The sequence below is a fragment of the Pseudoleptotrichia goodfellowii genome, from assembly GCF_007990505.1.
Taxonomy (GTDB): domain Bacteria; phylum Fusobacteriota; class Fusobacteriia; order Fusobacteriales; family Leptotrichiaceae; genus Pseudoleptotrichia; species Pseudoleptotrichia goodfellowii.
Map to the genome: position 1 here is coordinate 437,939 of NZ_AP019822.1, position 18,967 is coordinate 456,905.

Consider the following 18,967-nt stretch of genomic DNA (forward strand, 5'->3'; position numbering starts at 1 on the left):
TAAGAGGCAATGAATATGGGAAAAAAAGTTACAAAAATTTGGGGAAATTTACCGATAACTGTAAAAATAACTCTTTGGTATACGACATTTGTAATAATATTGATGTCGGCAATGCTGATTATATCTTTTACAGTTACAGACAAAATAAGCAAAGATAAAAATCAGAGAGAATTAACAGAGGCAGTAAATGAGCTGATTTCAGATAATGACTTTGACGACTTTGATGACGGAATTTATTTTGTCAGATATAATAATGAAGGAATAGAGTCGGGCGGAATGTCGCCCAGAGGATTTGATTTGACATTGAAGCTTGAAGAAGACACAATAGGTGCATACGAAAAAAATGGTGAAAAATTTTATTATTATGACAGAAAAATGAATAATTCTGACGGAGATTGGATTAGAGGAATAATTCCTGTAAGAAAAATGTCCGATGAGATAAATAAATTATTTTTAATATTGACTGTTTTAAGTCCGATACTGTTAGTAATTATCGTTTACGGAGGATACAGAATTGTAAAAAAGACGTTGAAACCTGTAGCGAAAATCTCGGATACAGCTCTTGAAATAAGTAAAAACGGTAATTTTTCCAAAAGAATAGATATAGATGACGGAAAAGACGAAATACATAAAATGGCAAATACTTTCAATGAAATGTTAAATTCATTGGAAAACTTTTATTTGCGTGAAAAACAGTTCAGTTCGGACGTATCTCACGAACTGAGAACACCTGTCAGCGTTATACTTACAGAAAGTCAGTATTCACTTGAATATGTAGATAATATGGAAGAAGCAAAAGATTCTTTCGGGGTTATTCAAAGACAGGCAAAAAGAATGTCGGAGCTTATAAATCAGATTATGGAATTATCGAAAATAGAAAAACAGATTAGTATTTTGCCTGAAAAAATAGATTTTTCCGAAATAACTGAAAAAATATTGGGAGATTATAAAAATTTACTGGAAGAAAAAAATATAAAAATTTTCCCGGAAATAGAAAAAAATCTTTCGATAAACGGAGATAAAATTATGATCGAAAGACTTTTGGATAATCTTTTGAATAATGCAATGAAATTTACAAAAGATAAAATAAATGTGAAGCTGTATTCCGAAGATGAAAACTGTGTTCTCGAAGTAAAGGATAATGGTATCGGAATATCCGAAAAAGAAAAAGAACTGATTTGGAGAAGATTTTATCAGGTAAACGATTCAAGAAATAAAAAAATAAATAAAGGATTCGGATTGGGACTTTCTCTTGTTTCAAAAATTGTGGAAAATCATAATGCAACTATAAATGTTGAAAGTGAATTGAATGAAGGAGCAAAATTTACAGTAAAGTTCAAAAAGTGTTGAATTATAAAAGAGAGTGTGATATAATTTTGTTATAATATTTTAAGGAGGCTGTAAATGACTAAACAACTTTATATAATACACGGTTACGGAGCTTCGCCTGAAAAACACTGGTTCCCGTGGCTGAAAAAAGTAATGGAAGAAAAAAACTGGAAGGTTTCAGTGCTTGAAATGCCTGATTCGGAACATCCTAAGTTTGATAAGTGGCTTGAAACAATGAGGGAAAATATAAAAAATATTAATGAAGATACTTATTTTGTTGCACATAGCCTGGGAACAATTACAATATTACAATATTTATCTGAGTATAAAAATTTACCGAGATTCGGAGGATTTATTCTTGTTTCGGGATTTGATGAGGGAATTGCAGGATTTGAAGAACTTCATCCTTTTGTAAAAGAAAAACCTGATTATAAAAAAATAAATGAAAAAGCGGAACTTAGAGCGGTAGTTGCTGCAAAGGATGACCATATTGTGCCGGTAAAACTAAGCGAGAAAGTTGCTGAAAAATTGAACGGAAAATTTTATCCTGTGGAAAAAGGCGGACATTTTTTGGATAGAGAAGGATTTACTGAATTACCTTTGGTAAAAGAGATTTTGGAAGAAAATAAGAATTAAATTATGTCAGTAAAGAAAAAAATTAATATATCTATGCTTGTGTTATTATTATTTATGTTTATATTTATTTTGTTTTTTATTGTACTGGCAATAACTTCTAAAGATGACTTGGCAGAGAATATGGAAGTAGATAGAATAAGACGCGATATATTCAGATTACTAAATAAAGATACGGAAGTATACGTGGAAGAAGTAAAACTGAACGGAAAAGAAAGAGAAAAGGTATTACGCATATTTAATGGAGAAGATGTAGGAGGCTTGCCTTTTTCTCCATTATATTATCCCCGAGAAATGCAGGGAAGGCAAGAAGTGAAAGTAAAATTAAAAAAAGAGGATAAGAAATGGAAGTAAGAATATTTATAAATTTTTACTGTTCTGATAAAAATCCTACAAGAGCCTACCTTGATTCAGAAGGGAAAAATTGTGAACCGGAAGAAGTTTTAAAAGTAAATTATCAAGGAAAAGAAAAGTCTATGATAGTTCATGTTTATGATGAATCGGAAGAGGTATTAAAAAAGTATGTAAAAAATGATATTAAAGATAAGAACAATAAATAACGTAGAATATCAGAATTAAAAAGCCATATTATATCATAGAATAGATGATATGATTGAAAATGGAGTTGACTTATAGACTTTATTATTAAGAAGGTGAGGAATATGAGGATAGATAAAAAAATCATATTAATAATTATCACATCTTTTTTGTGTATCTCCTGTATGGAAAACGAATTAAACTTTGAATTAAAAATAAAAAGTAGGTATGAAAATTTTTCAGAGGAAGAGTCATCGGATATTGATACAAAAAAAAATGAAATATTGTTAAGTTGTCGAAAAGATAATTGTAAAATATATGAAAATGATAAGATGGTAAATAATAGAAATGTTAACAGATATGAAATTAAAAAAATAAAAAAGCTGTTAAATAAAATTATAAAAAAAAGCGAAAATATATTTATTGCCAGTAATTCTATTACAAAAATAAATATAAATCGGAAAGAATACATTATACCTTACATTATCGAAGAGGAAATAGAATTATTAAATATATTTTCTTATAAAAATAAAATATTAATAAGTGATGAGGAATATCATAATTCAAAAAGATTTCTTTTTAGGGCTTTAAATGAATTTGGTAGCCAGTGGGAAATTTTTTGTGGTGAGAATAAATGTAAAATTCTGTATTATCCTAATAATTTAGATAAAGCAGAAAGAGTATGGGAAATAAAAAAATTAGAAACAGAAATATTACAAAATAAACTTATGGATGCTATAAATAATAAATATGAGGAAACATTATATAATGAACAAAATTACGAGTTGATACTGGATAATGGAAAAAAATATCATAATAAGATTGAAAAAGGTAAATTCAAAAAAATTCTCAATGAATTAATACAAGAAGATTATAAAAATATAGAAAAAAAGTATTTAGGATACTAAAAAATAAAATTGAATATCAAATAAAAGAGAGTAACCGAAATGAAACAGATACTTAAAAATACAGATAAAAGCGATCTTATAGGTGTATATAGATTTAAAGAAAATGATTTTATAGTCGGAAATATTATAAAAGTGTCAGATGATTATTTGTTTTTAAATTCCTGTGATATATACGGAAAATACAACGGTATAAAGATAGTAAACTTAGATATAATTGACAGACTTATTGTAAAATCAGATTATATAGACAGTTTGAATGAGTTGAGAAAAAACAAAGATAAAGAAAACAGAAAAATCGAATTATGTAAAATAAAATTTATTGAAGATTTTTATAAAAAGATTATTGATAATAAAGTACTGTTATCAATAGAATTGGAAGACGAAAGCACTGAAACAGGTTATATGAGAAAAAAGACAGAAAATAAATTTTATTTTGATTTTGTAAATGATGATATGAAAGTCATTTCTACTGAGATTATTAAAGAAAGTTATATAAAAAGAATAAAACTTTTAGAAGAAATTGAAGACACGGTAAAAACTGACAGAGAGAATACTATAAGAAAAATAGTAATGAATACGGGAGAAATATATTTCGGAAATGTTGTTCAAACAATAGGAGAATATTTTATCTTTAGAGAAAAGAGAGAATTTAATGAAAACAGTCAACTTTCAATTATAAAAATTGATAAAATAGAAGAAATAAATGAACTCATAAATTTTAATATTATGAAAAGGACAGAAATAAAGAATTTGTTTAAAAATATTGATTTTTTTGAAATTTTAAAAATAAGCATGGAAAATAAGTTAGTTGTTTCAATAGATAATGAAGATTATGAAGAAACAAAAGTTGGAATAATAATTGAGATGAAAGAAGACATATTGAAATTAAAAAGATTTGAGAAATATAAACAATTTTCGGAGATTTCAATTATATCTTATTCAGAAATACAGTCACTGTATGTTCATAATTATGAAGTGATTGAAAAATAAAAAGTGCAATTCAGTATAACAACTGCCTTGCACTTTTTCTATAGACTCTAAATAAAAGAATCGGCTATTTCCTGTAAATTATCCTGTCCGTTCAGATAGGCTTTTATAATCTCTTTACAGGCTAAATATCTTTTTTCGTAGTTATCGGATTTTACAATAATATAAGGAATTTTGTATTCTTTATACAGTTCCTTCAGTAAATCCTGAAATTTTTTTCTCCGTTCACTTTCCCCTATTGAGCGAAGTCCATCATTTACCCATTTTACATTATTTTCCAAAAGTATAGTCAAGTCAAATTTATAATTCTGGACAAACTCTCTTATAATCGGATTGTCTCTTTTTTCGTAAGTCAGGCAAAAAGCGAGAGTCGTTATATAGTCGGTATCTATTAAAGCGAACTTGTTGGCATTTCTTGCGGCATAAAGGACGTTGGACTGATGACCGAACACGATTTTTTCATAATCGGAATATTGTAAAGAATCTTCATCGCCCCCAAGTTTTTCAAAAACATATTCACGCCCGTATTCCCAAGCAGAAGAAGTATTGAAAGCGTTGGCAAGTTTGTCGATCATTACGCTTTTTCCGCTGCTTTCTCCGCCGCAAATAGTAATAATCGGGATTAAATGTTCTCTTACTTCACGAGGCAGAAATTCCCAGTATTTACTCGGATTTTCTCTGATTTCCCATGAGTTTACAGGATATTCGAGATATTCCGGATCAATGGATTCAGTTTTGGCATTGAAATATTTTAAATTATATTTTGCATCATCTTTTCTGTTGCTTATGAATAAAACGTCATTTTCCCAGTCTATATCAGGCTCTCTCGTTTCAATTTCCTTTTTTAAAAGACTTGACCATATTTCCCAGCCTTCGGGAAAAGGCGGACAGTTGCTTTCATCAAACAAAAAAGAAGAAATAGTATCCTGATGTTTAAAAGTCTGTTTTACGAATCTGAGTCTGTCTTTAGGCGTAATCTCTTTTATAAAACGGGAGTTGGAAATCATTTCCGTATCTCCTTTGTCGGAATAAGAAACTACTACGTAAACTTTATCAACCAGACCGCTTGCTCTTTGTATTAAATTCACATGTCCTGTATGTAAGGGAAGAAATCTTCCTACAACAATTCCGATTTTCATTTGTATTCACTTCCTTGTAATTATTTATTCTAATTATATCATATAAAATTTTAAAATAACAAATTTAAAGCAAAAAAGATTTTTAAAAATTTGAAAAAATATGGTAAAATAAGGTAACAAAATAATAAAAAATAAATTTTTTTGAGAGGATATATATGGACTTGAAAATACCCGAGCATGTAGCTGTGATAATGGACGGTAACGGAAGATGGGCTAAAGAAAGAGGAAAAATCAGATTGGAAGGACATAGACAGGGTGCGATTAATCTTGAAAAAATAATAGAACATTCTATTGAAATAGGAGTAAAATATTTGACTGTTTATGCTTTTTCCACTGAAAACTGGAAAAGGCCTGAAAAAGAAGTGAACGGATTAATGGAGCTGTTTACCAAATATCTGGACACAAAAAAGAAAAGTTTGAAAAAACAGGGAATCAGACTTTTAGTAACAGGAACGAAGGAAAATATATCCGAAAAACTTCTGAAAAAAATTGAAGAAACGGAAAAATATTTGGAAGATTGTGAAAAAATGATTTTTAATATAGCGTTTAATTACGGCGGGAGAAAAGAAATAGTCGATGCGGTAAATAAAATAATAAAAGATAAAAAAGAAACTGTTGATGAGAAGGAATTTGCAGGCTATTTATACAGACCGGACATTCCCGATCCCGAACTGGTAATAAGAACAAGCGGTGAATTCAGGATAAGTAATTTTTTACTTTGGGAAATCGCTTATTCGGAATTTTACGTAACTGATGTTTACTGGCCTGATTTTACGCCTGAAGAATATGACAAAGCTATTCTGGCTTTTAATAAAAGAGACAGAAGATACGGAGGTTTGAATGCTAAGTAGAATATTTGTAATAGTATTGTTTGTGCCTTTTCTTCTTTGGATATTTCTAAAAGGAGATATAATGTTTCTCATATTTACAATGGTAATAATAGGAGTTTCTCTGCATGAATTTTACAAAATGCTTAAAGATAAAGGATTTGAAGTTGCAAACAGAATAGGAATAGGTCTGGGATTGTTTCTGCCTTTGGCAATATATTTTCAGCAAAATTCCAAAAATATATTTTCCTTTTTAAGATTGAAATTTTTTCAACAGATAAATTTCGATATGGGAGGATTTATAGTATTTGCACTGATGCTTATAGCTTTCAGACAGATTCTGAAAGTGAAAATCCAAGGAGCGATGGCTGAAATAGCTTACACCCTCTTCGGAATAATATATGTATCGTATTTCTTCTCGTATATACTCCTTATAAAATACGAGTTTCCCAATGGAAACGTCATAGTTGCGATGACTTTTATACTGATTTGGGCATGTGATATTTCGGCATATTTAGTCGGGAAATTTATAGGAGGGAAAATATTCAAGCAAAGACTTGCTCCGAAAATAAGCCCGAATAAATCTATCGAAGGAGCAATAGCAGGAATTGTAGGAGTGTTTCTTGTGATTTCGTTTTTTGATAAAATATATTTATTTATAGCAAATTTTGTGTGCAGTATAACATTAATATCGAAAACATGCAGCCTTGATTATAACTATATAGCCATATTGGGATGGCAGGCTTTTCTGCTTGCTCTGGGAATAGGAATTTTTGCGGAATTGGGAGATTTGGTAGAATCCAAAATAAAAAGGGAACTGGAAATAAAAGATTCGGGAAATTTACTTTTAGGACATGGAGGATTTTTGGACAGATTTGACAGTGCACTTTTTGTACTTCCCATAGTTTACGTATTTATGAAATATGTGGCACATATGTAATTTAAAAAACAAATAAAAATAAAACAGGAGGAAAAAATGAGTTTTACTAATGAAGCGGAAATAAAAAAAGAAGTGGAAAGACAATTTGATATATTGAAAAGAGGTTGTGATGAAATAATTAATGAAAGTGAGTTTAAGAAAAAACTTGAAAAGTCTATTTCTACAAATACTCCTTTAAGAATAAAATTGGGAATCGATCCTTCAGGAACGGATTTGCATTTGGGACATGCAGTGCCTTTGAGAAAATTGAAACAGTTTCAGGATTTGGGACATCAGGTATTTTTTCTTATAGGAACATTTACAGGAAGAATAGGGGATCCTACAGGGAAATCCGAAACAAGAAAAATGCTTTCTGCAGAACAGGTTCAGGAAAATATAAAAACGTATCTGGATCAGGTTTCGTTAATACTTGATTTGGATAAAATAAAAGTAGTATATAACGGGGATTGGCTTGAAAAACTTAATCTTGAAGATGTACTAAGACTTTTATCACAGTTTACAGTATCTCAAATGATTTCAAGGGAGGATTTTGCCAAAAGACTTTCGGAAAATAAGCCTGTGTCGTTAATAGAATTTATGTACCCGATTTTACAGGGATACGACTCGGTAGAATTAAGAGCCGATGTGGAACTTGGAGCGACAGAGCAGAAGTTCAATCTTTTAAGAGGAAGAGATTTACAGAAAAATGCAGGGCAGGAACAACAAGTGTGTATGATTATGCCTATTCTTGAAGGGCTTGACGGAGTGGAAAAAATGAGTAAATCTCTAAATAATTATATCGGTGTCAAAGACAGCCCTAACGATATGTTCGGAAAAGTGATGTCCGTATCTGATGATTTGATGTACAGATATTACGAAGTAATAACCGAAGTGGCTCAGGAAGAAATCGCTAAGATGAAAGAAGAAATAAATAACGGTACACTTCATCCTATGGAAGCTAAAAAAAGGTTAGGAGAAGAAGTTGTAAAAATATATCATAACGAAGAAGAAAGTAAAAAAGCGAGAGAATGGTTTGAAAATGTATTCAGTAAGAAAAATCTCGATGTAGATTTACCTGAAGTTGAACTGGAATACAAAGAAATCGGAATAGTAGATTTACTTGTAAAAGAAACAGGGCTTTTAAGCTCTACGAGTGAAGCCAGAAGACTTGTAGAACAGGGCGGTTTTAAAATAAACGATGAAGCTGTAAAAGATGTAAAAGCGGTTGTAAAAATCCAAAGCGGAATGGTAATAAGAGCGGGGAAAAAGAAAATAGTTAAAGTGAAGTAGAGAAAATCTTGAATTTATAAAAAAATCAGTTATGAAAAACCTTGTTTTATAACTGATTTGTACTTTATCATTAATATTCAAATAATGGAGAAGGATTTATTATGAATGAAAAAAAAGGATCAGGAACTGCACACTCAAAAATAATATTGATAGGGGAGCATTCGGTAGTTTATGGATATCCTGCTATTGCTATTCCTCTTGAAAATATAACTGTAAAGTGTGAAATAATACCTTCTCACAGTTTTTTTATTCATAATCCTGAAGATACTTTATCAACGGCTATTTATGAGGCAATGAAATATTTAGGTAAGGAAAAAGAAAAAATAAAATATAATATAATATCCCAAATACCTGAAAAAAGAGGAATGGGCTCCTCGGCGGCAGTAAGTATAGCTGCAGTCAGAGCAGTGTTTGATTATTTTGGCAAAAATATCGATGATAAACTTCTGGAAAAAATTGTGCAGCGTGCAGAAATGGTTGCACATACTACTCCGAGCGGATTGGATTTCAGAACATGTATCAGTGAAAAAGCTGTAAAGTTTATAAAAGGAGCAGGTTTTTTCCCTTTGGATTTGAATTTGGGAGCGTATCTTGTAATAGCTGATTCGGGAGTACAGGGAAAAACGAAAGAAACTGTAACAGCAGTTCGTGAAATGGGAGAAAATGCCCGTCCTATGCTTTTGAAATTGGGAGAGCTTACCGATGAAACGGAAAAATTTATATCAGAAAAAGATATTGTAAATATAGGAAAGAATATGACAAAGGCTCACGAAGAACTTTCAAAGTTGGGATTAAATATTGAGGAAACGGAAATGCTTGTAAAAGAAGCGTTGAAAAACGGGGCTTTAGGAGCAAAGATATCAGGGGGAGGAAAAGGGGGATGCGTCATAGCATTGACAGACAGTGAAGAGAAAGCGAAAGAAACAGCAAAAATATTGGTTGAAAAAGGAGCATTGAACACATGGATACAAAATCTGTAAGATCCTATGCAAATATAGCAATTATAAAATATTGGGGAAAAAAAGATGCGAAAAATATGATTCCCGCAACAAGCAGCATATCTCTAACCCTTGAAAATATGTATACAGACACTGAAATAAGTTTTATCGAGTCTGAAACAGATGTATTTTATCTCAATGGAGTGCTGCAGGATAGTAAACAGACAGAAAAAATAAGTAAAGTAGTGGATCTGTTCAGAGAAAATAAGGAACAGAAAGTATTGATAAAAAGTGAAAATAATATGCCTACTGAAGCCGGACTTTCTTCAAGTTCGAGCGGATTGTCGGCACTTATAAAAGCCTGTAATAAACTTTTCAGGAAAAATATGACAAGAACGGAACTTGCCCGAATCTCCAAATACGGCTCAGGCTCGTCAGCGAGAAGTTTTTTCGGACCGATAGGGGCCTGGGATAAGGACACTGGAGAAATATACGAAATAAAAACCGATCTAAAATTAGCGATGATAATGCTTGTATTGAATGAAGAAAAGAAAATAATATCAAGTCGTGAAGGAATGAAACTTTGTGGAGAAACTTCAACGATATTTGATAAATGGATAAAAAATTCCGAAATTGAATATGAAGAAATGAAAAAAGCACTTGCTGAAAATAATTTTGAAAAAGTTGGAGAGTTGACGGAGAAAAATGCCTTGGCAATGCACGAAACGACACTTTACGCAAATCCTCCGTTTTCATATTTGACGGATAAAAGCAGAGAAGCTATGGAATTTGTAAAAAAATTGAGAAAGAGCGGAGAAAAGTGCTATTTTACAATGGATGCAGGTCCTAATGTGAAAGTGTTGTGTCTTGAAAAAGATTTTGAAAAGTTGAAATATGTGTTAGGAAAAAAATACAAGATAATTGCTTCAAAAACAAAGGTGATTACCGATGAAAATAACGATTAATAATACTGATTTTGTAGAAGAAAAGGCTTGCGGAAAGCTCTATATAGCGGGAGAATACGCTATATTGACACCGGGATTGACAGCGATTGTAAAGAATGTGAACATTTACATGAATGCACAAATAAGATTTTCCGAAAAATATAAAATATATTCGGATATGTATAATTACTCTGTATCGTTAGAGCATGATGAAAACTACAGTTTAATACAGGAAACTGTAAATGTTGTGAATAAATATCTGCACATAAAAAGTATAGATACAAAGCCTTTTGAACTTAATATAACAGGAAAAATGGAAAAAGAAGGTAAAAAATACGGTATAGGCTCAAGCGGAAGTGTTGTAATACTCACAATAAAGGCTATGGTGAGACTTCATAAATATTGTATTTCCAAAGACACAATTTTCAAATTGGCTGCTTATGTTCTTTTAAAAAGAGGAGATAACGGCTCTATGGGAGATTTGGCATGCATTGCTTATGAAGAACTTGTAGCTTATATTTCTTTTGACAGAGAAAAAATAAAAGAAAAAATTGAAAATGAAACTTTTGAAAAGGTTATTAATAGCGACTGGGGATACAAAATAGAAGTGCTGAAATGCAAGCATGACTATGAATTTTTAGTAGGTTGGACAGGAAAACCCGCTATTTCCAAAGATATGATAAATAATGTGAAAAAGTCTATAAATAAAGATTTTTTGGAAAAATCCGATGAAAATGTAAAAAATATTATAAAAGGAATAAAGTCGGGAAATAAAGAGTTAATAAAAGAAGCAGTTATTAAAAGCGGAGATTTATTGAAAAATCTGGATTCTTCAATCTACAGCAATGAGTTGACTGAACTTGTGAATGCTGCAAAAGAACTGGATATGTGTGCAAAAAGCAGCGGTGCCGGAGGAGGAGATTGCGGAATAGCAATATCTTTTAATAAAAATGACACAAAAACTGTTATAGAAAAATGGGAAAAAAAGGGTATTGTTTTGTTGTACAGGGGGAGATTATAAATAGTTGACAAATTATAAAAAAAAGGGTATCATTATACTAACAATGGATCGTACTGTATCAATGATTTTTTTAAGAAGTCGATACAGGCTGTATAAAAAGCCCCTTTAAAGGGCTTTTTTACATATCCGGAGAGGGGGATTTATGGATCAGCCATTTAAAACTTTTGAGGAACAAAGAAATATATTATTCAATCGTATGATTGTAGATAATGAAACTATTTCTATCTTGATGAGATATAATTATTATTCTATTGTAAATTTTTATAAAAAACCTTTTATCTTGGGCAAAAATTCAAAAGGAGAAGATACATATATTCTGAATATCAGTTTTAAACATTTAAAAGCATTGCATGACTTTGATAAAAAGTTGAGAATTTTGTTTTTTGAATATCTTACAGAGTTAGAAAAATTTTTTAAAACGGTTATTGCTTACTATTTTTCGGAAGTATACGGTCAAATAGAAAAAAATCCTTATCTCTTACCGAAAAATTATAATACAGGACATGAAAATAAAAATATTCATTATATTTCTTACTTAATCAAAACTTTGAATAATATAAAAAAAGATAATGAAAAGATTATAATAAAACACTATAATACCACAAAAGACAATATACCCTTTTGGATTATAGTACATTATTTAACTTTTGGAGATATTAGCAAATTATATTTTTGTCTAAAAACTGAAATACACGATAAAATAAGTTCTCATTTTCAAAATTTATACAAAGTAGAGTATAATAATTTAGTTGCTATTTCTCCATCTTTTATAAAAAGTTTTTTATCTACTGCTTCTATTTTTAGAAATGTAACAGCACATAATGAGAGATTATATAATTATTCTTCCAAAAGAACGATTAATATTAAAAAAAGTCCTGTTTTAACAAATAATAAAAGACAAAAGCTTTTTACCATTTATGAAGGATTAAAATTCTTTTTGTCCAGAAAAGAATATGACAAGCTTACAGAAAATTTAAAAAATATAATAATCGTCTTGGAAGAAGATTTGGAAAATGTTATTAATATAAACAGTATTTTAATAGAAATGGATTTTCCTGTAAATTGGCATAAATAAAATTATAGAAAGGAAAAAGTTGTTTCAAAAATATGATCAGGTATTTGAGAGAACTTTAAATCGTAATGAATAGAAAAGACGAACATATAAGATATGCGTTAAAATACGAGAGTCCTTATAACAGTTTTGACGATATGGAGCTTATACACCAATCCGTTCCGAAATTTAATATTGATGAAATAGATATTTCGGCAAGATTTGCGGGTAATGATTTTGAGTGTCCGTTTTTTATAAATGCTATGACCGGAGGAAGTGAAAAAGGCAAAGAAATAAACAGAAAACTTGCAAAAGTTGCTGAGGAATGCGGTATTTTGTTTGTTACAGGATCATACAGTGCAGCTTTAAAAAATTCCGATGACAATTCTTTTAAAATTGTAAAAGAGGAAAATAAAAAACTCCTTCTCGGAACAAATATAGGAGCGGATAAAGATTATACAGCGGGACTTAAAGCTATAGAGGATTTGAAACCTTTATTTTTGCAAATACACGTAAATGTTATGCAGGAGCTTATAATGCCGGAAGGAAGCAAAAATTTCAAAGACTGGAGAAAAAATATAGAAGGTTTTGTTAAGAATATAAAAATCCCTCTGATATTAAAAGAAGTAGGCTTCGGAATGAGTGAAGAAACTGTAAAGATTGGAATGGAGTCAGGAATAAAAACTTTTGATATAAGCGGTCGTGGAGGCACAAGTTTTGCATATATAGAAAATATGAGAAGAAAAAACAGTCTTTCTTATCTCGATGAATGGGGACAGACAACGGTAACTTCCCTTTTAAGTGTAAAAAAATATGCCGACAATATAGAAATAATAGCAAGCGGAGGAGTGAGAAATCCTCTCGATATAATAAAATCTTTAGTGTTGGGAGCAAAAGGTGTAGGAATATCGGGAACTGTATTGAGATTAGCTGAAAAAAACACTGTTGAAGAAATGATAGAGATTGTAAACAGTTGGAAAGAAGAATGTAAAATGATAATGTGTGCATTGAATGCACAAAATTTGGAAGAATTAAAAAAAGTAAAATATATTTTATACGGAAAAGTAAAAGAGTTTTCCGAAGGATATTTCAAATAATGTAAAGAAGACAGTGTAAGAATATAAATAAAAATGGGTAAATACTGTTCTGTAAATTAAAAAATGAGGGAATAGCAGAATAATTCTGTTGATCCCTCATAGTACTTTGTCAGATAAAAGGTTTTTATTTTAGGTAAGCATTTAACATCCATAGATTTTTTTCATATTCCGAGATATACTCGTCCAACATAGCCGAAGTTCCGTAGTCATTTTCATCATCGGCAGTTACTTTAATTTCTTTTACAAGTGTCAACATTGATTCAAAATCGGCTTTTACAGAAACAAGCACATCATGAACGGATATTTCCTTATTTTCAGCTTCTTTAATTGTGGTAAGCTCCAAGTAATCTTTCAATGTCCCGTAAGGTCTTGCCCCTATTGAAAGTATTCTTTCAGCCACATCGTCTACCTGCTCGTTGATTTTATCGTAAAATTCTTCCAATTTTGTATGGATTGTAAAAAATCCTTTTCCCACTACATTCCAATGGTAATTTTGAACTTTTCTGTAAAGAACATTCAAATTAACCAGATACAAATTCAATTTTTCAGAAGTTTTGCTCATTATTATCCTCTCCTTATTTAAAATTATTTTATATTTGTAATAATTACAAACTAATTATATTAAAAAAATCATCTTTTGTCAATCATTTTTTTCTTAAAAACGAGAATAATTTTACAAAAACTATTAAAATTATTAACGAAACTATTATCGACGGCCCTGAAGGAATATTTAAAGTATATGAAAAATATAATCCGAATAAAATTCCGAGGAATGAAAAGAATACCGATAAAAGTATAATAATATTGTATTTTTTTGCAACCATGGAAGCGGCTGCCTGAGGAATTGTAAGTATGGAAATAATAAGAATAATCCCTATAGTCTTAATATTTATTATTATTGCGGAAGATATAAGCATAACCATAAAATAGTTGATAAAATAAACGGGAACACCATACAATCTGTATAATTTTTCGTCAAAACTTGTATAAACTATACCTTTATAAAAAATTATAAAAAATATGACAGTTATAATGTCAAGTATTAAAAGAGAAATTATATTTGAATTATTGGAAAGAAGAATGTTTCCGAATAAATAAGTGGACATATCCGACTGATAACCGGGAGTCATAAAAGAAAATATAATTCCCACAGCCATACCTAAAGACATGACCATACCTATGCCCAAATCTCCTTCAACATTGAAAAAGTCTTTCAAAATCAATATTAAAATACCCGATAAAATTGAAAAAATAAGACCGAAAATTAAAGGGTCTTTCATCGGTAATCTGAAAAAATAAACAAGATAGATTCCGATCCCGATTCCTCCGTAAGAAGCATGGCTTATACTAGAAGAAATAAAGACCATTTTTTTATTAACTATATATGTTCCTATTATGCCGCAGCATATACTCGAAAGAAAGCCTACTATAAGGGCATTTCTCATAAAAGAATATCCTAAAATATTTAAAAAATCCATTTTTCTCCCCAACTTTGATATTTAATGTCTGTGTGTGTTATCTTCGCTGTCATAAAATGCTTTTTTGTTTTTGTATGTTTTAATAGTTCCTTCTACAATAAATATTGAATCCACATAATTATAAATTTTTTCCATTTCATGAGAAATTATTACAAGTGTTGAATTTGAGAGCTTTTTTATTTTTTCAAATAGTTTAAACTCAAATTCTTTATCCAAAAATGATTCGGGTTCGTCCAGAAATATAATTTCCGGAGAAGAAACGAGTGCTCTTGCAATAAGAGCTCTCTGCAACTGTCCTCCTGAAACTTCGCTTATTAATTTATCTTTTAAATGAGAAATTCCGAATTCTTTTAAAAGATTTTCTGTCTTTTTCTTTTCTTCTTCGTTAAAACGTCTGAAAAGATTTTTTTTATCTGTAAGTCCCGATATAACAAGATCAAATATATTAATAGGGAAAGAAGCATCAAATTCTCTAATTTGAGGGAGATAACCGATTTTCTTTTTATCGATAAAAAACCTGATTTCTCCCGATTTCTTTTTCAAAAAACCTAAAAGAACCTTTATTAATGTAGATTTTCCGCCTCCGTTTCTTCCTAAAATAGCTACATTTTGTCCTTTTATTATATCAAAACTTATATTTTCCAAAATAATTTCATTGTGATATTTAAAATTCAAATCTTTTACGCTTATTAATTTTTCTTCAGAATTACTCATTATATCCCCTTTCTTAAAAAATCCCCTTAATCCAGATAATCTACAAAACGGTTCAGATTTTCAAATACGTTTTCCAAATCGGCATTAAATTCAGCTACTTTGGAATTAGGAATCTCCTTTGAAATAGCTTCTGCACTTTGCTTAGGAAACTGAGGCTGCACTAAAATAGTAGTTATACCGTGTTCTTTAGCTTCATCTATAATTTCTTTAATTTGTTGTGCTGAAGGCTCTTTCCCTTCACTTTCTATCTCGATTTCTTTGATGTCATAGTCTTTCAAGAAATAATTCAATGCAGGATGATAAATCATAAATAATTTTTTAGTTTTTCCTGACATTTTTTTAGAGATTTCTTCTTTGAATTTAGTCAATTCAGCTAAAAAGTCATTATAATTTTTTTCAAAAGTATCTTTTTTATCAGGATACATTTGAGCCAATTTATCTTTTACATTTTTTGCCACTTGAGGCATCATTTCCAAAGAAAACCATACATGAGGATCTCTGGCATCTTCGTCATGATCGTGATGTTCTTTTTCTTCTTCATGTTTTTCATTTTTATCATGGTCATGATCATGATCTTCGTCTTCATCATGGTGATGATGGTGTCCTTTTAAAAATAGAGCAGGATCTACACCGCTTAAAACATTTGTAATTTTATCCGAGCCGTTCAAACTTTTTTCTATTGTTTCTTCAAAAGGTAATACGTCATAAGTAAAAAATACTTTTGTATCTTCAAGAGTTTTCAAATCTTCAGGTTTCGGCTCAAAAAGCTCGTGATTCATGTTAGGCTGTACAATAGAAGTAACTTCAAAATCACTGCCGGCAATCTTCTGGACAAGCCATTTAAGTGGCGGAATACTCGTTACAATTTTTTCTTTTTTAGGAGCTTCCGTTTTTGCTCCGCTTTCTTTTTTTTCAGGATTTTCAGTTTTTCCGCACGAAAAAACAAGAAGTCCCAATAACATTAGTGCTACAATTTTTTTCATTTCCAAATCCTCCTGTAAGTTTTATATATAAGTCAGTACTGAGTGTAAACCGGGTTATTTTTCACTTAATCGCAGTCGCTACATTTCCCCTTAAAAATGGATAAATGCGATAAAAGAGAAAATCCTTTTTTTTCCAATGTATTTTTTTCTTTTTCTATTTCCGAGTCCGAAAAATCGGGAACGGTTTCTATATGTTTACAAGTGTCGCATATAAAAAAGTTGGCATTTTCTTCTTTGAAATAATACTTTTCATTTTCAAAGTCAAAAGAAAATACAAGTTTATTTTTTTCTAAAAAATCTAAAGCCCGATAAATCGTAGAAAGATCAAAATCAACTTTTGTTTTTAAAAATTTTACATTTACGGGGATATCCGAGATTTGTATTAAATCAAGGACCTTTTGCCTATTTTTAGTAAGTTTCATAATGTTTACCTTCTATAAAAATAAAATTTAAAAATGCAAATGATTTGCAAAAATATGATTTATTTTATAATAAATATTTTTATTTGTCAAATTTTTTTCTTCATTTTTTTAAAAATTTGACAAAAACTGTCATTAAGGTTATAATTAGCGAAAATTAAAGCTTTTTTATTACAAAAATTACGAATCATCATGTCTTTAAAGCTGAAATTTCTTATAAAATCAAAAAATAAAATTATATAAAAATATTTATGACTAAAACGGAAAAAAGAAAATTAAATAACGGATATTTGAAAATGGCTATAGGATTTACTCTCTCTCTACGCTTACAACACCGCTTTTAAATTCTGTTGATACTGCAGTTGTAGGAAGATTGCCGAATCCTGTGTATATAGGAGGAGTGGCACTGGGAGGAACGATATTTAACACAATATATTGAATTTTAGGGTTTTTGAGAGTGAGTACGTCGGGATATTCGGCAAAGGCATTCGGTATGAAAGACGAAAAAGAAGAAGTTCTTGCACTTATAAGACCTATGATAATATCAGTTATAACAGGATTACTGTTTTTTGTATTTCAGAACGGAATATTGAATTTGGCTTTACGTTTTTACAAAGCTGATGAGCAGGTACTGCATTATATGGGAGTTTATTATAAAATACTCATATGGGGAGCACCTTTTGTCCTTTTAAATTATACTTTTCTCGGTTGGATAATGGGACGTAAGCAAATAAGAGAATGTCTGATTTTGTAAACATTGTTCTGGATTTATTTTTTGTAAAAAGTCTTAATATGAATGTCGCCGGTGTTGCCTATGCTACTCTTATTTCTCAAATTATGACAACTTTATTGTCAATATACATAATATTGAAAGGAAAAAAAGGCGAGGATTTAAAAATAATTGAAGCCGTAAAAAAAATAGATTTTAAAAAGATATTTGATAAAGAAGCTGCAAAAAAGATTGTAGGAGTAAACTTTGATCTGGTCATAAGAACAGTGTGTCTTCTTGCAGTTACCAACCTGTTTATGGAAGAAGCCTCAGGAGAAGGAGAAATAGTCTTGGCGGCAAATTCCATACTATTTCAGATCCAGTATTTAATGGCGTATTTCTTTGACGGATTTGCCAATGCTTCGAGTGTTTTTGACGGTTTACTTTTTCATTATCCCTTTATGGGGGAATCATGGGCTTTGGTTTTCTTTTATACTGTTTTCGGGAGCAAGATCGGTGCTACTTTTTATATGTAAAAAAAATGAAAAGAAAAGTATATTCGGAAATGGAAATGTGAGAGCTATAAACCCTCACATTTTTTAAATATTAAGAAAATCATTGTTTTCAATTTTTTCTCCTAAAGAGTTTTTAAGTTTCGGATTATTAATGTTAAAAACATATACATAAGCCTTGTCCGCTTTATTAAAACTCCTGTCGTATATGTCAAGATAAAGTTTGTTATATTCATTTTCAGGGTGATTTTTCCCGTAATAATTTTCCATTTTATCAAGATTTTCAAGTATTTCTGTTAAATTTTCAGTGTTATCGGGAAATTCATACAATTCTCCTGTTGTAAAATTCTCCGGATTTTTATTTTCATCCTGTTCAGACAAAACTAATGCAGGATAATTCTTGTTTTTAATTGTAAAAATATTTCCTCTCACATAAAATATTCCTTTAAATTGAGCTTTATCAATATAATAATGATTGAAACATCCTTTTCTCAAAGAACCGTAGACAAATAATTTTATCATTTTTCTCTCC

The 18,967-nt window shown here is 30.1% G+C and carries 23 protein-coding genes; 16 read left to right on the plus strand and 7 right to left on the minus strand.

Annotation, left to right across the window (positions count from 1 at the left end):
* Positions 1-15: 15 nt before the first annotated feature.
* The 6 genes from FVE72_RS02240 to FVE72_RS02265 all read left to right on the plus strand — a co-directional run bounded on the left by FVE72_RS02240 (position 16) and on the right by FVE72_RS02265 (position 4,397).
* Positions 16-1,350, plus strand: coding sequence for a HAMP domain-containing sensor histidine kinase (locus FVE72_RS02240; RefSeq protein ID WP_026737080.1), 1,335 nt, complete (start codon positions 16-18; stop codon positions 1,348-1,350).
* 54 nt (positions 1,351-1,404) lie between these two features.
* A complete protein-coding gene (locus FVE72_RS02245) occupies positions 1,405-1,965 on the plus strand; it encodes an RBBP9/YdeN family alpha/beta hydrolase (protein ID WP_026737081.1) in 561 nt (186 codons plus the stop codon).
* A gap of 3 nt (positions 1,966-1,968) precedes the next feature.
* Positions 1,969-2,316: a hypothetical protein gene (locus FVE72_RS02250; RefSeq protein ID WP_026737082.1), complete on the plus strand. Its 348-nt coding sequence runs from the start codon at positions 1,969-1,971 to the stop codon at positions 2,314-2,316.
* Positions 2,307-2,522 carry a hypothetical protein gene (locus FVE72_RS02255; RefSeq protein ID WP_026737083.1) on the plus strand — a complete coding sequence of 72 codons (216 nt, stop codon included), beginning with the start codon at positions 2,307-2,309 and terminating at the stop codon, positions 2,520-2,522. Before FVE72_RS02250 ends, FVE72_RS02255 begins: the two co-directional genes overlap by 10 nt.
* 102 nt (positions 2,523-2,624) lie before the next feature.
* Positions 2,625-3,407 (plus strand): hypothetical protein, encoded by a 783-nt coding sequence (locus tag FVE72_RS02260; protein ID WP_026737084.1) that lies wholly within the window; start codon positions 2,625-2,627, stop codon positions 3,405-3,407.
* 39 nt (positions 3,408-3,446) lie between these two features.
* The gene (locus FVE72_RS02265; RefSeq protein ID WP_026737085.1) at positions 3,447-4,397 is read left to right on the plus strand and encodes a hypothetical protein; all 951 of its coding nucleotides are present in this window, start codon (positions 3,447-3,449) and stop codon (positions 4,395-4,397) included.
* A 47-nt stretch (positions 4,398-4,444) separates the two neighbouring features.
* On the opposite strand, the gene nadR is transcribed toward FVE72_RS02265, so the two are convergent.
* Positions 4,445-5,533 carry a multifunctional transcriptional regulator/nicotinamide-nucleotide adenylyltransferase/ribosylnicotinamide kinase NadR gene (nadR, locus tag FVE72_RS02270; protein ID WP_026737086.1) on the minus strand — a complete coding sequence of 363 codons (1,089 nt, stop codon included), beginning with the start codon at positions 5,531-5,533 and terminating at the stop codon, positions 4,445-4,447.
* A 155-nt stretch (positions 5,534-5,688) separates the two neighbouring features.
* On the opposite strand from nadR, the gene uppS reads away from it, so the two are divergent.
* The 8 genes from uppS to fni all read left to right on the plus strand — a co-directional run bounded on the left by uppS (position 5,689) and on the right by fni (position 13,620).
* Positions 5,689-6,384, plus strand: coding sequence for a polyprenyl diphosphate synthase (gene uppS, locus FVE72_RS02275; protein ID WP_026737087.1), 696 nt, complete (start codon positions 5,689-5,691; stop codon positions 6,382-6,384).
* Positions 6,374-7,300 (plus strand): phosphatidate cytidylyltransferase, encoded by a 927-nt coding sequence (locus tag FVE72_RS02280; protein ID WP_026737088.1) that lies wholly within the window; start codon positions 6,374-6,376, stop codon positions 7,298-7,300. The genes uppS and FVE72_RS02280 overlap by 11 nt, the downstream gene beginning before the upstream one ends.
* A gap of 36 nt (positions 7,301-7,336) precedes the next feature.
* Complete coding sequence (tyrS, locus tag FVE72_RS02285) at positions 7,337-8,569, plus strand: tyrosine--tRNA ligase (protein ID WP_026737089.1); 1,233 nt, start codon at positions 7,337-7,339, stop codon at positions 8,567-8,569.
* A gap of 101 nt (positions 8,570-8,670) precedes the next feature.
* A complete protein-coding gene (mvk, locus tag FVE72_RS02290) occupies positions 8,671-9,549 on the plus strand; it encodes a mevalonate kinase (protein WP_026737090.1) in 879 nt (292 codons plus the stop codon).
* A complete protein-coding gene (mvaD, locus tag FVE72_RS02295; RefSeq protein ID WP_026737091.1) occupies positions 9,531-10,472 on the plus strand; it encodes a diphosphomevalonate decarboxylase in 942 nt (313 codons plus the stop codon). The genes mvk and mvaD overlap by 19 nt, the downstream gene beginning before the upstream one ends.
* Positions 10,456-11,472: a phosphomevalonate kinase gene (locus tag FVE72_RS02300; RefSeq protein WP_036056027.1), complete on the plus strand. Its 1,017-nt coding sequence runs from the start codon at positions 10,456-10,458 to the stop codon at positions 11,470-11,472. Before mvaD ends, FVE72_RS02300 begins: the two co-directional genes overlap by 17 nt.
* A gap of 142 nt (positions 11,473-11,614) precedes the next feature.
* Complete coding sequence (locus tag FVE72_RS02305; RefSeq protein WP_006806251.1) at positions 11,615-12,547, plus strand: Abi family protein; 933 nt, start codon at positions 11,615-11,617, stop codon at positions 12,545-12,547.
* Between the two features lie 65 nt (positions 12,548-12,612).
* On the plus strand, positions 12,613-13,620 hold the full coding sequence (gene fni / locus FVE72_RS02310; RefSeq protein ID WP_026737093.1) for a type 2 isopentenyl-diphosphate Delta-isomerase: 1,008 nt from the start codon (positions 12,613-12,615) through the stop codon (positions 13,618-13,620).
* 124 nt (positions 13,621-13,744) lie between these two features.
* Here the strand turns inward: fni and FVE72_RS02315 are convergent, their stop codons facing one another.
* From FVE72_RS02315 to FVE72_RS02335, 5 genes are all read right to left on the minus strand, one after another.
* Positions 13,745-14,182, minus strand: a complete 438-nt coding sequence (locus FVE72_RS02315; protein WP_026737094.1) for a Dps family protein — start codon at positions 14,180-14,182, stop codon at positions 13,745-13,747.
* Between the two features lie 82 nt (positions 14,183-14,264).
* Complete coding sequence (locus FVE72_RS02320) at positions 14,265-15,098, minus strand: metal ABC transporter permease (protein ID WP_026737095.1); 834 nt, start codon at positions 15,096-15,098, stop codon at positions 14,265-14,267.
* Positions 15,099-15,119: 21 nt separating this feature from the next.
* Entirely contained in the window at positions 15,120-15,812 is a 693-nt protein-coding gene (locus FVE72_RS02325) for a metal ABC transporter ATP-binding protein (RefSeq protein WP_026737096.1), read from the minus strand.
* Positions 15,813-15,838: 26 nt separating this feature from the next.
* Positions 15,839-16,795, minus strand: a complete 957-nt coding sequence (locus tag FVE72_RS02330; protein WP_026737097.1) for a metal ABC transporter substrate-binding protein — start codon at positions 16,793-16,795, stop codon at positions 15,839-15,841.
* A 65-nt stretch (positions 16,796-16,860) separates the two neighbouring features.
* A complete protein-coding gene (locus FVE72_RS02335; RefSeq protein ID WP_026737098.1) occupies positions 16,861-17,217 on the minus strand; it encodes a Fur family transcriptional regulator in 357 nt (118 codons plus the stop codon).
* Positions 17,218-17,671: 454 nt separating this feature from the next.
* Here FVE72_RS02335 and FVE72_RS11380 point away from each other — a divergent pair, with 454 nt between their 5' ends.
* Positions 17,672-17,968, plus strand: a complete 297-nt coding sequence (locus tag FVE72_RS11380) for an MATE family efflux transporter (RefSeq protein WP_232049495.1) — start codon at positions 17,672-17,674, stop codon at positions 17,966-17,968.
* Positions 17,953-18,459: an MATE family efflux transporter gene (locus FVE72_RS11385; protein WP_026737100.1), complete on the plus strand. Its 507-nt coding sequence runs from the start codon at positions 17,953-17,955 to the stop codon at positions 18,457-18,459. Before FVE72_RS11380 ends, FVE72_RS11385 begins: the two co-directional genes overlap by 16 nt.
* 63 nt (positions 18,460-18,522) lie before the next feature.
* Here FVE72_RS11385 and FVE72_RS02345 read toward each other — a convergent pair whose 3' ends face one another.
* Complete coding sequence (locus tag FVE72_RS02345; RefSeq protein ID WP_026737101.1) at positions 18,523-18,957, minus strand: gamma-glutamylcyclotransferase family protein; 435 nt, start codon at positions 18,955-18,957, stop codon at positions 18,523-18,525.
* Positions 18,958-18,967: the final 10 nt, after the last annotated feature.